12 protein-coding genes are annotated in these 17,244 nt (G+C 60.5%); 9 read left to right on the top strand and 3 right to left on the bottom strand.

Annotation, left to right across the window (positions count from 1 at the left end):
* Window positions 1-306: 306 nt before the first annotated feature.
* From AC3WMT_RS22875 to phhA, 3 genes are all read right to left on the bottom strand, one after another.
* Window positions 307-1,500: an amino acid aminotransferase gene (locus AC3WMT_RS22875; RefSeq protein WP_103305334.1), complete on the bottom strand. Its 1,194-nt coding sequence runs from the start codon at window positions 1,498-1,500 to the stop codon at window positions 307-309.
* Window positions 1,500-1,856, bottom strand: a complete 357-nt coding sequence (locus tag AC3WMT_RS22870) for a 4a-hydroxytetrahydrobiopterin dehydratase (RefSeq protein ID WP_003222798.1) — start codon at window positions 1,854-1,856, stop codon at window positions 1,500-1,502. The genes AC3WMT_RS22875 and AC3WMT_RS22870 overlap by 1 nt, the downstream gene beginning before the upstream one ends.
* 117 nt (window positions 1,857-1,973) lie before the next feature.
* A complete protein-coding gene (phhA, locus tag AC3WMT_RS22865; protein WP_103305335.1) occupies window positions 1,974-2,765 on the bottom strand; it encodes a phenylalanine 4-monooxygenase in 792 nt (263 codons plus the stop codon).
* A 372-nt stretch (window positions 2,766-3,137) separates the two neighbouring features.
* On the opposite strand from phhA, the gene AC3WMT_RS22860 reads away from it, so the two are divergent.
* From AC3WMT_RS22860 to AC3WMT_RS22820, 9 genes are all read left to right on the top strand, one after another.
* Complete coding sequence (locus AC3WMT_RS22860) at window positions 3,138-4,700, top strand: sigma-54-dependent transcriptional regulator (RefSeq protein WP_103305336.1); 1,563 nt, start codon at window positions 3,138-3,140, stop codon at window positions 4,698-4,700.
* A gap of 355 nt (window positions 4,701-5,055) precedes the next feature.
* Complete coding sequence (locus tag AC3WMT_RS22855) at window positions 5,056-5,796, top strand: flagellar basal body rod protein FlgF (RefSeq protein WP_103305337.1); 741 nt, start codon at window positions 5,056-5,058, stop codon at window positions 5,794-5,796.
* 45 nt (window positions 5,797-5,841) lie between these two features.
* Entirely contained in the window at window positions 5,842-6,627 is a 786-nt protein-coding gene (gene flgG, locus AC3WMT_RS22850; RefSeq protein WP_103305338.1) for a flagellar basal-body rod protein FlgG, read from the top strand.
* Between the two features lie 52 nt (window positions 6,628-6,679).
* Window positions 6,680-7,375 carry a flagellar basal body L-ring protein FlgH gene (gene flgH / locus AC3WMT_RS22845; RefSeq protein ID WP_103305339.1) on the top strand — a complete coding sequence of 232 codons (696 nt, stop codon included), beginning with the start codon at window positions 6,680-6,682 and terminating at the stop codon, window positions 7,373-7,375.
* Between the two features lie 27 nt (window positions 7,376-7,402).
* Window positions 7,403-8,491 carry a flagellar basal body P-ring protein FlgI gene (locus tag AC3WMT_RS22840; RefSeq protein ID WP_103305340.1) on the top strand — a complete coding sequence of 363 codons (1,089 nt, stop codon included), beginning with the start codon at window positions 7,403-7,405 and terminating at the stop codon, window positions 8,489-8,491.
* 11 nt (window positions 8,492-8,502) lie between these two features.
* Complete coding sequence (gene flgJ, locus AC3WMT_RS22835) at window positions 8,503-9,795, top strand: flagellar assembly peptidoglycan hydrolase FlgJ (protein WP_103305341.1); 1,293 nt, start codon at window positions 8,503-8,505, stop codon at window positions 9,793-9,795.
* Window positions 9,796-9,819: 24 nt separating this feature from the next.
* Window positions 9,820-11,865 carry a flagellar hook-associated protein FlgK gene (gene flgK / locus AC3WMT_RS22830; protein ID WP_103305342.1) on the top strand — a complete coding sequence of 682 codons (2,046 nt, stop codon included), beginning with the start codon at window positions 9,820-9,822 and terminating at the stop codon, window positions 11,863-11,865.
* Window positions 11,866-11,878: 13 nt separating this feature from the next.
* Window positions 11,879-13,447, top strand: a complete 1,569-nt coding sequence (locus tag AC3WMT_RS22825; protein WP_103305343.1) for a flagellar hook-associated protein 3 — start codon at window positions 11,879-11,881, stop codon at window positions 13,445-13,447.
* A 108-nt stretch (window positions 13,448-13,555) separates the two neighbouring features.
* The gene (locus tag AC3WMT_RS22820) at window positions 13,556-17,149 is read left to right on the top strand and encodes a glycosyltransferase (protein WP_103305344.1); all 3,594 of its coding nucleotides are present in this window, start codon (window positions 13,556-13,558) and stop codon (window positions 17,147-17,149) included.
* Window positions 17,150-17,244: the final 95 nt, after the last annotated feature.

The following is a 17,244-nucleotide window of genomic DNA, read 5'->3' as shown; positions in this document are numbered from 1 at the left end:
GCCTGCGCAGGATACAGGAGGAAAAATGACAATCAGACTTTTAATTCAAATTAATGCGACAGATGGCCGCAGGGAGAGCGAAAAGCAAAAGACTGGGCCATAGCCGAAACCAAATGTGGGAGCGAGCCTGCTCGCGAAGGCAGTGTGTGTTGATCGTTCCCACGCTCTGCGTGGGAACGCCTCAAAGGACGCTCTGCGTCCGCTGTTGGGACGCAGAGCGTCCTGGGCTGCATTCCCACGCGGAGCGTGGGAACGATCAAATCAAAAGATCGCAGCCTGCGGCAATTCCTGCAGAGTATTGCGGTGTTACTTGCAAACGCTGGCGATGGCTTCGGCCAGCAGCGCCAGACGCGTGGCATCGATGCCGGCCACGTTGGCCCGACCCGAGCTGACCATGTACACGCTGTGATGCTCGCGCAGCCGTTTTACCTGCTCCGGCGACAGGCCGGTGTAGGAGAACATCCCGCGTTGCACGCTAATGTGCGCAAAACGTTCGTGCAAACCGTGTGGCTCCAGCGCTTCCACCAGGCCGCTGCGCAACTGGGCGATACGCAAACGCATGGCTTCCACTTCGTCGGCCCAGCGAGCTTTCAGCTCCGGGTCGGCGAGGATGGTCGCGACTACCGCCGCACCGTGATCCGGTGGTGTCGACCACAGGTTGCGGGCAATGTTGGCCAGTTGGCTGCGAATGTCGATGAGCTTGTCGGCGGTTTTCGCGCAGACGATCAGCGCACCGGTGCGGTCGCGATAGAGGCCGAAGTTCTTCGAGCAGGAACTGGTGATCAGCAGCTCAGGTACCTCTGCCGCGAACAAGCGGGTCGACCACGCATCCTGCTCCAGACCATCGCCAAAACCCTGGTAGGCAAAGTCGATCAGCGGCAGCAGATTGCGGCTGCGCACCACGTCGAGTACGCGCTGCCAGTCGTCGTGGTTCAGGTCGAAACCGGTCGGGTTGTGGCAGCACGCGTGCAGCAGCACCACATCACCTTTCGGTACTTCATTGAGCACGGCGAGCATGGCATCGACGTCGAGGCGGTTGTCGCTGCCCACGTACGGGTAGTGACTGACCTTGACCCCGGCCGCCGCAAAAATGGTTTCGTGGATCGGCCAGGTCGGGTTGCTCAGCCATACGCCTTTGCCCGGCAGGCATTGGGCGATGAAGTCAGCGGCCAGACGCAGGGCACCGGTACCGCCCGGCGTCTGGGTAGCGCCGGCACGTTGTTCGGCGATCAACTTCGAGTCGGCGCCGAGCACCAACTCGTTGATGACTTTGCCGAACAGCGGATTGCCGTGGCCACCGATGTAAGTCTTGGTGTCCTGGCTTTCGACCAGCCGTGCTTCGGCGATTTTCACCGCTTCCGGGATCGGCGTCAGGCCTTGGGCATCCTTGTAGACGCCAACGCCCAGGTCGAATTTGCGCGGGTTGCTGTCCTGCGCATACGCCTCCATCAAACCGAGGATCGGGTCGCCGGGTACCCGGCCGATGGCGTCAAAGTGCATTACTTGCGTCCTTCTGCGGTCTTGGCCACTTCGTCAGTGCGCGCGGCCATGATGAAGTCGTTGCGGTGCAGGCCTTTGATCGAGTGGCTCCACCAGGTCACGGTGACTTTGCCCCACTCGGTCAGCAGGCCCGGGTGATGACCCTCGGCCTCGGAGATCTCGCCGACGGCGTTGGTGAAGGCCAGCGCGTGCTTGAAGTTCTTGAACAGGAAGACCTTCTCCAGCTGCATGATGCTGTCGCGTACTTCGATGTTCCAGTCAGGGATCTGCTTGATCAGGATCGGCAGTTCTTCGTCGCTGACTTGTGGCGCATCGGCGCGGCAGGCTTCGCAGTGGGCTTGGTTCAAAGTGGACATGGTTGGATTCCTGAGATCGGGTGTCTTTTTTATAAGAGCTGTTACGGACGTCAATGCCGTCACGCTAAACCAAAGCCGCGACGACTGACAGACTCACTTGTCACTAAAAGCGACGGTTCACGCCGCTTTCGGTTTCGGCGGAAATTTTGGCGCGTGCAGACCCAGCTGCATGCCTTGCTTGACCATGGCCATGATGTCTTCATGAGCCACGTCGAACAGGCGCTTGAGATTCGGCAGGACAAAGTACAGCGGTTGCAGAATGTCGATGCGATATGGCGTGCGCATGGCTTCCAGCGGATCGAAGGCCTGATGCTCGGGCTCGTCCGACAGGCAATAAACAGTTTCCTTGGGTGAAGACAGGATGCCGCCGCCGTAGATGCGTTTGCCTTGCGGGGTGTCGACCAGACCGAATTCGATGGTCATCCAGTACAGCCGCGCCAGATACACGCGTTCTTCCTTGGTCGCTTGCAGACCAAGTTTGCCGTAGGTGTGCGTGAATTCGGCGAACCACGGGTTGGTCAGCAGCGGGCAGTGACCAAAGATCTCGTGGAAAATATCCGGTTCTTGCAGGTAGTCCAGTTCTTCACGGGTGCGAATAAACGTGGCCACCGGAAATTGTTTGCTGGCGAGCAATTCAAAAAAAGTCTGGAACGGAATCAGCGCCGGGACACGGGCGACCTGCCAACCGGTGGTCTCGCCGAGCACCTTGTTGATCTCGCCGAGCTGCGGAATGCGGTCGTGGGGCAGACCGAGTTTTTCGATACCGTCCAGGTATTCCTGGCACGCACGACCCTCGATCACTTTCAGTTGACGGGTGATCAGCGTGTTCCACACCGCATGTTCTTCGGCGGGGTAGTCGATAAAACCTTGCGCATCGGGCTCGCGGGCCACGTATTGCGTCTGCTTCATACTGCTCTCCTGCTAGGGGAATTCGTTCTTGTTATGTCCAGCGATGGATTCAGAATTACCTGAGAGCGTGTTGATGTGCAGCAGGTTGAATGGCCTGTGCGTAGGAAATTTCTCTTTAATTCGTAAAGTTATCGTTACGGTTTGGCGGATATCTCGCGTTTGCGGTGATTCTCGGGTTTGAAAAGGTCAATGGCTGTCACATAATCTTGACAACTATCTGCGCCCCTCGACAGAAAAGTCCGGCGCCGTTCCCTTGTAGGAGTGAGCCTGCTCGCGATAGCGGTGTATCAGTCAGCATCAATATCAACTGACGCACCGCTATCGCGAGCAGGCTCACTCCTACAGGTATTACTGTCTTCACGGGTCATTTATATGCGCATCAAAGTCCACTGCCAGAACCGCATCGGCATCCTGCGCGACATCCTCAATCTGCTGGTGGCGTACGGGATCAACGTCGCGCGCGGCGAGGTCGGCGGTGAGCATGGCAACGCGATCTATCTGCATTGCCCGAATTTGATCAACATCCAGTTCCAGGCGCTACGGCCGAAGTTCGAAGCGATTGCCGGGGTGTTCGGCGTCAAGCGGGTAGGGCTGATGCCAAGCGAGCGTCGGCACATGGAATTGAATGCGCTGCTCGGTGCGCTGGAATTCCCGGTGTTGTCGATCGACATGGGCGGCTCGATCGTTGCCGCCAACCGTGCGGCGGCGCAATTGCTCGGCGTGCGGGTCGATGAAGTGCCGGGGATTCCGCTGTCGCGCTATGCCGAGGATTTCGATTTGCCGGAGTTGGTGCGCGCCAATAAATCCCGAATCAACGGCATGCGGGTCAAGGTCAAGGGCGACATCTTTCTCGCTGACATCGCGCCGTTGCAATCCGAACACGACGACAGCGAAGCCATGGCCGGTGCAGTGCTGACCTTGCACCGCGCCGACCGCGTCGGTGAGCGCATCTATAACGTGCGCAAGCAGGAGTTGCGTGGCTTCGACAGCATCTTCCAGAGCTCGAAAGTCATGGCGGCGGTGGTGCGCGAAGCGCGGCGCATGGCGCCGCTGGATGCGCCGTTATTGATAGAAGGCGAAACCGGCACCGGCAAGGAGTTGTTGGCGCGTGCCTGTCACCTCGCCAGCCCGCGTGGGCAGTCGCCGTTGATGGCGCTCAACTGCGCAGGGCTGCCGGAGTCGATGGCCGAGACCGAATTGTTCGGCTACGGCCCGGGTGCCTTCGAAGGTGCACGGGCGGAAGGCAAGCTCGGGCTACTGGAACTGACGGCGGGCGGCACGTTGTTTCTCGATGGCGTCGGTGAAATGAGTCCGCGCTTGCAGGTGAAATTGCTGCGCTTTCTGCAGGACGGTTGCTTCCGTCGTGTGGGCAGTGATGAAGAGGTTTATCTGGACGTGCGGGTGATCTGCGCAACCCAGGTCGACTTGTCCGAGCTGTGCGCGCGTGGCGAGTTTCGCCAGGATCTGTATCACCGCTTGAATGTGCTTTCGCTGCATATTCCCCCGCTACGCGAATGCCTCGACGGTTTGACGCCATTGGTCGAGCACTTTCTGGATCAGGCCAGCCGGCAGATCGGTTGTTCGCTGCCGAAACTCGCGCCGGCGGCGATGGATCGACTCAGCCATTACCACTGGCCGGGCAATGTGCGGCAGTTGGAGAACGTGCTGTTTCAGGCGGTTTCGTTGTGTGATGGCGGCACGGTAAAGGCTGAGCATATCCGCCTGCCGGATTACGGCGTGCGTCAGCCGCTTGGCGATTTTTCGCTGGAGGGTGGGCTGGACGATATTGTCGGGCGGTTTGAGAAAGCGGTGCTGGAGCGACTGTATTCAGAGCATCCGAGCAGTCGGCAACTGGGTAAGCGGCTGGGGGTTTCGCACACCACCATCGCCAACAAACTCCGCGAATATGAAGTGGGCAAAGATCCTGAAAGCTAAGTGGCCCCCTGTGGCGAGGGGATTTATCCCCGATGGGCTGCGAAGCAGCCCCAAAGCCGTTTAACTTGATGTATCAACTGAACCGCATTCATCGGTATCGGGGCGGCTTCGCCACCCATCGGGGATAAATCCCCTCGCCACAGGGTTATTCGCCCAGCCCGAGATCGGGATTGCCGCCTAGCGGCATGACACCGCCGGTTTTTCGTCTTCGATACATTTCCCCGATCCCCGCAAAATCCCCCAAGTCCTTTGTTTACCGGGCCGCGAGCCGCCAGAAAAAAGTTGGTCTGCAAATTGCTTATGGCTCAGCAGTACAGCGGTGGGCGGCAAACGTCCGGCATGCAGAGGAAAGAGTGTGGACAAGTACCTTTATGTGGCAATGACCGGCGCCAGCCAGAACGCGCTGGCGCAGAAGGCTCATGCCAACAACCTGGCGAACATCTCCACCAACGGTTTTCAGCGCGACCTGGAGCAGGCGCGTTCGATGCCGGTGTTCGGTGACAGCTTTCCGGCGCGCGCGTTTGCCATGAGCGAACGGCCCGCCACTGATTTCACTCCCGGCTCGCTGGTACAGACCGGGCGTGACCTCGACGTCGCGGTGACCGGCAACGGCTTCATCGCCGTGCAGAACCCCAACGGCGGCGAAAGCTACGTGCGCACCGGCAGCCTCAATATCGACGCCCTCGGCGTGTTGCGTGCCGGCAACGGCATGCCGGTGATGGGCAATGGCGGTCCGATCGCCGTGCCGCCCGAGCAGCAGGTCGAAGTCGGTGAAGACGGCACCATCAGTATTCGTGCGATGGGCGAAGGCCCGCGCGTCATGGCGGAAGTCGACCGGATCAAACTGGTCAACCCGGACATCAAGAACATGAACAAGGGCCTCGACGGCTCGATCTACACCAAGGACGGCCAGCCTGCGCCTGCCGATGCCAACGTCAAACTGGTGTCGGGTTTCCTGGAATCGAGCAACGTCAATGCCGTGGAAGAGATGACCTCGGTGCTGGCTCTGGCCAAGCAGTTCGAGTTGCACGTCAAGATGATGAACACCGCCAAAGACGACGACCAGGCCATGGCTCGGGTCTTGCAGATCAGCTAATTATCAGAACGTCGCGCCGTAAAACAGGCGCACGAGGAGAATCGAATGCTTCCGGCTCTATGGGTTGCCAAAACTGGTCTGTCCGCTCAGGACACCAACCTGACCACCATTTCCAACAACCTGGCGAACGTCTCGACCACGGGTTTCAAACGTGACCGCGCCGAGTTCCAGGACTTGCTGTATCAGATCAAACGTCAGCCAGGCGCCCAGTCGACCCAGGACAGCGAACTGCCGTCGGGTCTGCAAGTGGGTACCGGTGTGCGCATTGTCGGCACGCAGAAAAACTTCACCGCCGGCAGCCTGCAAACCACCGAGCAGCCGCTGGACATGGCCATCGACGGTCGCGGTTTCTTCCAGATCCTGCAGCCGGACGGCACCACGTCCTACACCCGTGACGGTACTTTCCACCTCGACTCCAACGGCCAGATCGTCAACGCCAGCGGTTTCGCTCTGGAACCGGCCATCGTCATTCCGAACGATGCCCAGACCTTCACCGTGGGTCGCGACGGCACCGTGTCGATCTCCGTTGCCGGCAACCCTGCCGCTCAGGTGATCGGCAACCTGCAAACCGCCGACTTCATCAACCCGGCCGGTCTGCAAGCCGTGGGTAACAACCTGTTCCTCGAAACCGCTGCTTCCGGTGCGCCGCAAGTCGGTACTCCGGGCCTGAACGGTTTCGGCACCACGCTGCAGAACACCCTGGAAACCTCCAACGTCAGCACCGTTGAAGAGATGGTCAACATGATCACCACTCAGCGCGCTTACGAGATGAACTCCAAGGTGATTTCCACCGCCGACCAGATGCTCTCGTTCGTAACGCAGAATCTGTAATCAAGTCTATGAGGCGGCCATGAGGTCGCCTGCAACACCGTGAGGTAGGGTCATGAATCGCTTCGTATCTGTTCTGGCATTGAGTGGAGTCGTCTCGCTCGCGGGCTGCGTCGCTCCGACGCCCAAGCCCAATGACCCTTACTACGCCCCGGTGTTGCCGCGCACGCCGCTGCCGGCTGCGGCCAATAACGGCTCGATCTATCAGGCCGGGTTCGAACAGAACCTGTACAGCGACCGCAAGGCGTTCCGGGTCGGTGACATCATCACCATCACCCTGAACGAGAAGACCCAGGCGAGCAAAAACGCTAACTCGCAAGTGGCCAAGAACAGCAAGACCGGCATCGGCCTGACCTCGTTGTTCGGCGGCAGCGCCACCACCAACAATCCGTTGGGTGGCAATGACTTGAGCCTGGACGTCGGCTACAGCGGCGACCGTGCGACCAAGGGTGACAGCAAGGCCGCGCAGGGCAACACCCTGACCGGTTCGATCACTGTGACCGTGGCTGACGTATTGCCCAACGGCATCATCGCCGTGCGCGGCGAGAAGTGGATGACCCTCAACACCGGTGATGAGCTGGTGCGCATTGCCGGTCTGGTGCGCGCGGATGACATCGCCACCGACAATACCGTGTCGTCGACCCGTGTCGCCGATGCACGCATCACCTACTCGGGCACCGGTTCGTTCGCCGATGCGAGTCAGCCAGGCTGGTTCGACCGTTTCTTCCTCAGCCCGCTGTTCCCTTTCTAGGTGGCTACGTTGAATTTCAAGAGCCTCATGCTGGCCGCCGTTATGTTGTCGGCGGCCTTCAATGCACAAGCCGAGCGGCTGAAAGATATCGCCAGCATTTCCGGCGTGCGCTCCAACCAGTTGATCGGATACGGCCTGGTGGTCGGGCTTAACGGCACCGGTGACCAGACGACGCAAACTCCGTTCACCCTGCAGACCTTCAACAACATGCTTTCGCAGTTCGGCATCAAAGTGCCGCCGGGCTCGGGCAACGTGCAGTTGAAAAACGTCGCGGCGGTGTCGGTGAGTGCCGATCTGCCGGCGTTCGCCAAACCGGGTCAGCAAGTCGATATCACGGTTTCCTCGATCGGTAACTCCAAGAGCCTGCGCGGCGGCACCCTGTTGCTGACCCCGCTGAAGGGTATCGACGGCAACGTCTACGCCATCGCTCAGGGCAACCTGGTGGTCGGCGGTTTCGATGCCGAGGGTCGTGACGGTTCGAAGATCACCGTTAACGTGCCGTCGGCCGGTCGTATCCCTGGCGGTGCCTCGGTGGAGCGTTCGGTGCCGAGCGGTTTCAACCAGGGCAACAGCCTGACGCTGAACCTCAACCGTTCCGACTTCACCACGGCCAAGCGCATCGTCGACAAGATCAACGACATGCTCGGCCCTGGCGTCGCGCAAGCCATCGACGGCGGATCGATCCGTGTGACTGCGCCGCTCGATCCGAGCCAGCGCGTCGACTATCTGTCGATCCTGGAAAACCTCGAAGTCGATCCGGGGCAGGCGGTGGCGAAAGTCATCATCAACTCGCGGACCGGCACCATTGTCATCGGCCAGAACGTGAAAGTGTCGCCGGCCGCCGTGACTCACGGCAGCCTGACCGTGACCATCACCGAAGACCCGATCGTCAGCCAGCCTGGCCCTCTGTCCAATGGTCAGACTGCGGTCGTGCCGCGCTCGCGGGTGAATGCCGAGCAGGAAGCCAAGCCGATGTTCAAGTTCGGCCCTGGCACCACACTCGACGAGATCGTCCGTGCGGTGAACCAGGTCGGCGCAGCACCGGGTGACCTGATGGCGATTCTTGAAGCATTGAAGCAGGCCGGCGCGTTGCAAGCCGACCTGATTGTGATCTGAGGCCGACCATCATGGATATGCGCAAGAGCGGTCTGGTCAGCAGCAGCGATTCGGGTTCTTACTCTGACCTCAATCGTCTGAACCAGCTCAAGGTTGGCGACAAGGACAGCGATGCGAACATGCGCAAGGTGGCGCAGGAGTTCGAATCGCTGTTCCTCGGCGAGATGCTCAAGTCGATGCGTTCGGCCACCGAAGCGCTGGGCCAGGACAATCCGCTGAACACGCCGGCGGCCAAGCAGTATCAGGAAATGTACGACCAGCAACTGGCCGTTTCCATGTCTCGCGAGGGCGGTGGTATCGGTCTGGCTGACGTGCTGATGCGGCAGATGTCGAAGAACAAACCGATGGCGCCGGGCGAGGCAGCCGCAGCCTCCACCGCCAAACAGGAAGAAGCCAAGGCCAAGGCGCTGGCCGTGGCCACGCCGGTTGCCGCAGGCACCGTCGCCACCAACGGCCCGTTGTCGCGCCTCAATGGCGAGCGCCCGTTGTGGGCGTCGCGCTCGGTCAATGCGCCGAACACGCAACTGGCGCACCGCAACGACATGGAAATGATCAACCAGCGTCGACTGGCCTTGCCGCCGAAACTCGCCGATCGTTTGCTCGCAGGTCTGGTGCCGTCCGCGATGCCGACAGCCGCCAGCCAATTGCCGCAACGCGCCACGACGGCTGCCACCACTGGCGCCGGTCCGCTGTACAACGGCGACTGGCTGGCCCGCGCCGAGTCGGACAAGGCGGCTGGTGGGCAGATGCAGATTTACGGCCGGGCGATGGCGCAGATTCCGCTGGCGCCCGCGAAGAAAGCCTTCAGCTCCGCCGACGAATTCGTCAACACCATGCTGCCGATGGCCAAGGAAGCCGCCGCGCGTATCGGCGTCGATCCGCGTTACCTGGTGGCGCAGGCCGCGCTGGAAACCGGCTGGGGCAAATCGGTCATGCGCGCGCAGGATGGCAGCAGCAGCCACAACTTGTTCGGCATCAAGGCAAGCAGCAACTGGAAGGGCGATTCGGCCCGGGCAATCACCAGCGAGTTCCGCAATGGCGCGATGGTCAAGGAGACGGCCGAGTTCCGTTCCTACGCCTCGTACAAGGACAGTTTCCACGATCTGGTGACTTTGCTGCAGAGCAACAATCGCTATCAAGATGTCGTGAAGTCTGCCGATAACCCAGAACAGTTTGTACGCGAGTTGCAAAAGGCCGGTTACGCAACCGACCCGAACTACGCGACGAAGATTTCGCAGATAGCCAAGCAGATGAACAGTTTTGAAAACTACGCTGCGGCGGGCGTTTCCACCACGCCTTTATAAGGCACAAGGTATAAGGTCTGAACCATGAGTTTGCTCAATATCGGGATGTCGGGGCTGTCGGCTAGCCAGTCCTCTCTGGCTACGACAGGCAACAACATTGCCAACGTCGATACCGCCGGTTATTCACGCCAGCAAACCGTGCAAGGCACCAAGGCCTCGCAGCAAGTCGGCAACGTTTTCATCGGCACGGGGACCACCCTGGCCGACGTGCGCCGGGTCTACAACTCGTACCTGGAAACCCAGTTGCACACGGCGACCTCGCTCAACAGCGAAGCAGCGTCGTATCTGGCGCAAGCCAAGCCACTGGACGGCACGCTGTCGGACGTCAACACCGGCCTGACCGGTGTGCTGCAAAAATTCTTCACCTCGATGCAGAGCGTATCGACCTCGGCCACCGATGACACTTCCCGTCAAACGGTGCTGACCGGCGCACAGGCACTGACCGGCCGTTTCAACTCCATCGCCAAGCAGTTGAACGACCAGAACACCACCATCAACGGCAACCTGACCGACATGACGGCCCAGGTGAACAAGCTGGCCAACTCGATTGCCGGCCTGAACCAGAAGATCGGTGAGATTTCTACCAGTGGCGGTCAGCCAAACGATCTGCTCGACAGCCGTAACGAAGCCGTACGCCAGTTGTCCGAACTGACCGGTGCGCAGGTCGTTGAGCGTGGCACCAGTTTCGACGTGTATATCGGCACCGGCCAGCCGCTGGTGATCGGCAACACCACCAACACCCTGAGCACCGTTGCGAGCAAGGATGACCCGACGCGCATGGCGATCCAGATGGATCGCGGTTCGAGCGTCATCGATATCACCTCGGCGATGAGCGGTGGTGAAATCGGTGGTCTGCTGACCTATCGCAAAGAAGTCCTCGATCCGTCGCTGAACGAACTGGGGCGCGTGGCCTTGGTTATCGCCGATCAGATCAACAGCCAGCAAGCCCAGGGCATCGACAAGAACGGTGACTTCGGCGCGGCGATTTTCAACAACATCAACAGTGCGGCGCTGATCAGTCAGCGCAGTATCGCGCAGTCGGGCAACAGCGCAGGCTCGGGCAACCTTGACGTCACCATCAAGGACACCGGCAAGCTGACCACCAGCGATTACCAGGTCACGTTTACCAGCGCTACTGACTACACCGTCAAGCGCTCGGACGGCACCGCCATGGGCGCCTTCAGCACGACGACCAATCCGCCACCGGTGATCGACGGTTTCACGCTGGCACTCAAGGGCGGCGCGTTGAGCGCGGGCGACACCTTCAAGGTGACCCCGACCCGTAACGCCGCAGCGAGCATTCAGACCGTACTCACCGATCCGAAGAAAATCGCTGCAGCCGGTCCATTGACCGGTGTGGCCAGCGCTGCCGGTTTGGGCACCTACACCCAACCGACGCTCAGCGACAGCATCAACATCTACAACCCGACTGCTCAGGCTGATATGCAGGCGGCGTTGAAGAATTCGACACCGGTAAAACTGGTGTTCGGCGATCCGAGCGGCGGCAGTCAGTCTTACAAGTTCGTCGACGCGAAGGGCGGAACCATCAGCTCCGGCACCATCGTTCCGGGGCAGGCCAACACCCTGAACCTGAAAGTGGGCATCGTCGATGCCAGCGGCAACCCGGTGCTGGACACGAGCGTCACGCCTAACGTGCAGAAAACCTTCACCGTGCAAACCACGGTTGGCGGTACGCCTAAACCGGGCGAAACCTTCACCATGAACCTGACCGGTGCGGCGTCTTCGGATAACCGCAACGCCCAGGCGCTGGTCGGCCTGCAAACCAAGCAGACCGTCGACACCGGCTCGGCGAGCAAGGGCATCAGCCTGACCGACGCCTACAACAAACTGGTGACCAATGTCGGCACCAAGACCGCGCAAGGTATCTCCGACGGTGAAGCCACCTCGGCAATCCTGAAGCAGGCCGCCGACTCGCGCGATTCGTTGTCCGGGGTCAACCTGGATGAAGAAACCGGCAACCTGGTCAAATACCAGCAGTACTACACAGCGTCTTCGCAGATCATCAAAGCTGCGCAGGAAACTTTCGCCACGCTGATCAACAGCCTTTAAGGAGTCGTAATTCATGCGCATTTCCACCGCTCAGTATTACGGAACGCAAGCTTCGGATTATCAGCGTAACTTCAATAAGGCGCTGGCCACTGCCAGCGAGGCGAGCAGCCTGCAACGCATCAACACCGCAGCCGATGATCCGGTTGGCGCCGGTCGCTTGCTGCAACTGGGTCAGCAGGCAGCGATGCTGGATCAGTACAAGACCAACGTCGACACCACCACAAATTCGTTGAATGTGCAGGAGTCCACGCTGGATTCCATCACCACCGCACTGGCGCGTGCCAAGGAACTCGCCCTGGCCGCCAACACCGGCACGCGCACCGACAAGGATCGCCAGGCTTACGCTTCGGAACTGAGTCAGATCCAGCAACAAGTGCTGGGCTTGATGAACTCCAAGGATGCCAACGGCAACTACATGTTCTCCGGTTCGAAGACCGATACCGCGCCGTACTCGCAGAATGCCGACGGCACTTACACCTACAACGGTGACCAGACCACGATCAACCTGGGCATCGGCGACGGTATGACGGTCGGCACCAACACCACCGGTTGGGATGCCTTTCAGCAGACCATCAACACCGGCCGCACCAGCACCAACATGACGGCTCCTGCAGTGGATGACGGCCGTGTCGTGCTGTCCAGCGGTACCGTTGGCAATGTTGCCACCTACAACTCCAAGTTCTCCGGTGGTCAGCCGTACACCGTCAGCTTCGTCAGCAGCACCCAACTGCAAATCACCGATGCGCTGGGTAACGACGTGACGGCCGAAGCCAGCCAGAACGGCGCGATCGTCAACACCACCGGCACCAACCAGTCGGTCAGTTTCCGTGGCGTCGACCTGAAGCTGAACATCAACCTGAAAGCGGGGGACACCAACCCGGACGCGGTCATTGCCGGGCACAGCTTCCAGCTGTCGACCCAGCCTGACTCGTTCACCACCGCGCGCAGCCCGGGTAACCCGTCTACTGCGGTGATTACCGGTTCGACCATCACCGACCAGTCGGCCTATACAAACGCCTTCCCGCAAGGCGGCGCGGTGCTCAAGTTCACCAGCGCCACGGCGTTCGATCTGTATGCGGCGCCAGTCACTGCGGACAGCAAACCCGTGTCGTCCGGCACCGTGGCTGGCGGCAACGCGACCGCTGCGGGCGTGACTTTCGCGCTGGGCAACACTCCGGCCGCTGGCGATCAGTTCTCGATCCAGCCGAACAATCACCAGACCCAGAACGTGCTCGACACGCTGGGCCAGATGATTACGGCATTGAATACGCCGATCGACGGTGATGATGTTGCCAAGCAGAAGTTTCAGGGTGTCATGGAGTCGGGTCTCGGCAACATCGACGCCGCTACCAACCAGATTGGCGCTTCTGTCACCACCATTGGTGCCCGTGGCCAAGCGCTGGAAATGCAAACCGCGACTAACCTGAGCCTGAGTACGGCGAACACCACGACCCAAGGCTCGATCCGCGATTCCGATCCGGCCGAAGTCATGACCCGTCTGACCTTGCAGCAGACCATGCTGCAGGCCGCGCAACTGGCGTTCAGCAAGATCAGCCAGTTGGGACTGTTCAACAAGATCTGATGATTAACGGGCGCGTGAGCGCCCGTTCGCTCTATCCCCAAGTAATGTTTTTTAGCGGTTTCAAGGGCTCGCTGTACCCGGCGGGCTTTTGCCGCCTGTGAGCCCGCCGTGAAGTCACTCCCTCTCGTCAGCCTTGTCATTCCCGCCTTCAATCCACGCTTTTTCGAGCGAGCTTTGCGTAGCGCTGTCGGCCAAGGTTATGGCCATCTGGAGATCATCGTTTGCGATGACAGCCGTGGCGTCGAGATCGAAAACATCGTCTCGACTGTCGGCGAGGAGACCGGCGTCGCCGTCCGTTATGTACGCAACCCGCGCACGTTGGGTCTGGTCGGCAACCTGAAAGCTTGCCTGGATCAGGCGCAGGGCGAGTTCATCAAGTTTCTGTGTGACGATGATTTGCTCTATTCCGCCTGTATCGAGCAGCAGGCGCACGAGATGCACCGTGCCGAGGTCAGCCTGGTGCTGGCGCAACGACTGCTCTGGGACGCGAACGACATCATCCTGCCTGCGCGTCTGGAAAACACCTCGCTGTCGCCGGTCAGTGGCCTGTTCAAGGGCGACGATCTGCTGGCGATATTTGAAAAATTCCCGGTCAACGTTCTGGGTGGATTCAGCAACGCGCTGTTTCGCCGCGCGGACGTCGTCGAGCTGCTGCCGGCATTGACCGAGGAGGGCAGTTGCTTCGTCGCGTCCCTGGATTTCGCCTTGTATATCTGCCTGCTGCGACGCGGCAATCTGGCGGTGTCCAACAACGTGTTGAGCGCCGAGCGTCTTTATCCGGAGCGGCTGAGCGCGCAGCAACCGATGAAGGATGCGATGGACGTCGAGCGCGAGTGGCTTTCGCAAATGCTCAAGGCCCGCAACGGTGAGTCGGCGCCTGCGCCAGGCTGGGTGCGTTATATCCCGCTGGCAAAGGCTGATGAGTCACCCAGGATTTGGGAAGAGCTGCCGTTGAGCCGTACCCTGGGCTCCAGGCAGAGCCGTCAGGAGTGTGGCGTCGGGGTTGACAGCCTGAGTTTCGGCGAACTCTACGCGCAATGGCTGGAATGCCGGGTGCTCACCGAAGGACAGCGCAAGTTGCTCCCGGAAACCATCGCCGCTTGGTCACACCAGCCACGGATCGTGCCGATCATCATCGACGGCAAAGGCAGTCGCGACGGTGTGGAACGCACGCTGGAGGCCCTCGCCAATCAGGATTACCCGGCGGAACTGGTGCTGGTCCTGTCCGCGTCCTGTTCCGAAGCGGAGCTGGATGGCCGCGTGTTTCGCCTGCCGCTACAAGACGACGGGCTGGAGCAGCTCAACACCTTGCTGCCGCAACTGGAAGGCGCCGACTGGTTCTACCTGCTGCAACCCGGTGATCGCCCGGTGGCCACGGCGTTGCTGATCATGGCTGACCGGATTGCCCATTCGCGGTCTTTCACATGCCTGTACAGCGACGAAGGCAGCCTGCGCAATGGCGAGTCGGCAGAACCTGCGTTCAAGCCGGACTTCAACCTCGACCTCATGCGCAGCTATCCCTATGTCGGGCGGGCTCTGGCGTTCAAGCGCGAGCGGGTTCTGGCGCTGGGAGGCCTTGCGCCTGACTTCGCACAACTGGCGCCTCACGACCTGCTGTGGCGCATGGTCGAGAGTGACGGCACTCAGGTGATCGGGCATATCGCTGAAGTGTTGCTCGAATCGAAATTCGATCTGTCCCAGTGGCTCACCGACCCGGGTGTCCTGGAGCAGAATCCGCGGGTGCTCAATGCGCATCTGCAGCGCCTGGGGATTGCCTACGAGACCCGACGCGAGGGCAGCGAGCTGCTCAATCGGGTCGACTATCGCCATGCCCGCCGCCCGTTGGTGTCGGTGATCATCGTCGCTCAGGATCAGACGGCTGCCTTGCAGCGGTGTGTCGAAACGCTGCTGGAAAAGACCGCTTACACCGCCTACGAAATTCTCTTGGTCGACAGCGGCAGCGAAAGCGCCGAGGCCCAGGCCTGGCTCGACGGTATGGGGCAGTTGGGCGGTGAGCGGATTCGGGTGTTGCGCTACCCGCAAAAGAACAACCTCGCTGCCATTCACAACTTTGCCGTTGGTCAGGCGCGCGGCGAGTATGTGGTGCTGCTCAATGCTTTTGCGGTGATCACTCAAGCCGACTGGCTCGACGAACTGCTCAATCATGCGCAGCGTCCCGAAGTCGGGGTGGTCGGCGCCAAGTTGTACGACCCGGACGGCGGTGTGCTGCATGCCGGCCTGATTCTCGGTTTGCAAGGGCCGGCCGGGCTGCCGTTCTTTGGTCAGCCGATGCAGTCGGAGGGCTATATGTTCCGGTTGCAGGCGGTGCAGGATCTGAGTGCCGTCGGCGGTGACTGCCTGATGGTGCGCAAGTCGGTCTTCGAGGAGGTTGCGGGGCTTGACGAACAGGACTTGAAGGTCGCGTACAACGTCGTGGATCTTTGCCTGCGTGTCGGCCGCGAAGGTTATCTGGTGGTGTGGAATCCGCATGCCAGGCTGGCTGTGGGCGCCCGCCCGATTATCGAGGCCACGCGCGAAGATCAGCAACAGCACGAGCGCGAGCAGGATACGTTTTATCAGCGCTGGTTACCGCAGATCGCCCGCGATCCGGCATACAACGTCAACCTCGCCCTGCATGGCGTCGGTGCCAGCAACTTCAGCCTCGAACCGGGTCTGCTGACCGGCTGGACTGCGTTTTCCAAGTCGCAGCTGCCCAATGTACTGTCGGTGCCGATCAATGCTTCTGCCATTGGTCATTACCGCATGAGCCAGCCGATGATCGAGCTGGTGGCGGCCAATCGGGTCGAAGGGCGCATCTGCTACGGCTTGCCGTCGATCGTTGAAATCGAGCGTCAGGCCCCCGACGTGATCGTGCTGCAAGGGCGCTACTCGGAGCACGCCATCGATGAAATCCCGCCACTGAAGAAGTACTTCAGTGCCCGGCGGATCTTCGAACTGGATGACTATGTGATTGACGTTCCCCATCGCAACGCGCACATCCGCAACATGCCGAGCAAGCAGGACATGGAGCGCATGGTACGCCGGGCGATCGGCCTGTGTGATCGGGTGGTCGTGTCGACTCAACCCTTGGCCAATGCGCTCTCGGACATGCACCACGACATTCGTGTGGTGCCGAACATGCTTGCCAAGGACCTCTGGAGCAACCTGCGCAGCCGCCGCCGCACCTCGAAGAAACCCCGTGTCGGCTGGGGCGGCGGCACCAGTCACCACGGTGATCTGGCGGTGATTGCGGATGTCGTGCGCGAACTGGCCAACGAAGTCGATTGGGTGTTTTTCGGCATGTGCCCGGATGACCTGCGGCCGTACATGCATGAATTCCATGGTGTGATCGGCCTGGACGTGTATCCGGCCAAACTGGCCAGCCTCAACCTGGATCTGGCCCTTGCACCGCTGGAGTTCCACATCTTCAACGACTGCAAGAGCAACCTGCGTCTGCTGGAGTACGGCGCCTGCGGCTACCCGGTGATCTGCACCGACACCGAGGCCTATCGCGGCTACCTGCCGTGCACTCGGATCAAGACCAACACCACCGATGAGTGGCTGCAGGCGATTCGCATGCACCTGGCCGATCCTGATGCCAGCTACCGCATGGGCGACGAGTTGCGTGAGGTGGTGCTGCGCGATTACGTGCTGCGTGGCGATAACCTGCGCTACTGGGAAAATGGCTGGCTGGCGGACTGATCGGTTCGCGCAATACCCTCCCCAAAAAACAGGCGACTTTCGAGTCGCCTGTTTTTTTTTCGTCTGCAACAAATGTGAAGGCGTTGGTTTGACGT

The sequence above is a fragment of the Pseudomonas sp. FW305-7 genome (assembly GCF_058786735.1).
Note: the sequence above shows the minus strand (reverse complement) of the source record. Positions and strands in the feature narration are given on the sequence as shown.

Bases quoted from the DNA above. Each gene is read 5' to 3' on its own strand.
- flgH (WP_103305339.1), top strand. From the start codon at position 6,680: ATGAATCGCTTCGTATCTGTTCTGGCATTGAGTGGAGTCGTCTCGCTC.
- AC3WMT_RS22825 (WP_103305343.1), top strand. From the start codon at position 11,879: ATGCGCATTTCCACCGCTCAGTATTACGGAACGCAAGCTTCGGATTAT.
- AC3WMT_RS22860 (WP_103305336.1), top strand. From the start codon at position 3,138: ATGCGCATCAAAGTCCACTGCCAGAACCGCATCGGCATCCTGCGCGAC.
- AC3WMT_RS22840 (WP_103305340.1), top strand. From the start codon at position 7,403: ATGCTGGCCGCCGTTATGTTGTCGGCGGCCTTCAATGCACAAGCCGAG.
- flgK (WP_103305342.1), top strand. From the start codon at position 9,820: ATGAGTTTGCTCAATATCGGGATGTCGGGGCTGTCGGCTAGCCAGTCC.
- AC3WMT_RS22875 (WP_103305334.1), bottom strand. From the start codon at position 1,500: ATGCACTTTGACGCCATCGGCCGGGTACCCGGCGACCCGATCCTCGGT.
- AC3WMT_RS22870 (WP_003222798.1), bottom strand. From the start codon at position 1,856: ATGTCCACTTTGAACCAAGCCCACTGCGAAGCCTGCCGCGCCGATGCG.
- flgG (WP_103305338.1), top strand. From the start codon at position 5,842: ATGCTTCCGGCTCTATGGGTTGCCAAAACTGGTCTGTCCGCTCAGGAC.
- flgJ (WP_103305341.1), top strand. From the start codon at position 8,503: ATGGATATGCGCAAGAGCGGTCTGGTCAGCAGCAGCGATTCGGGTTCT.
- phhA (WP_103305335.1), bottom strand. From the start codon at position 2,765: ATGAAGCAGACGCAATACGTGGCCCGCGAGCCCGATGCGCAAGGTTTT.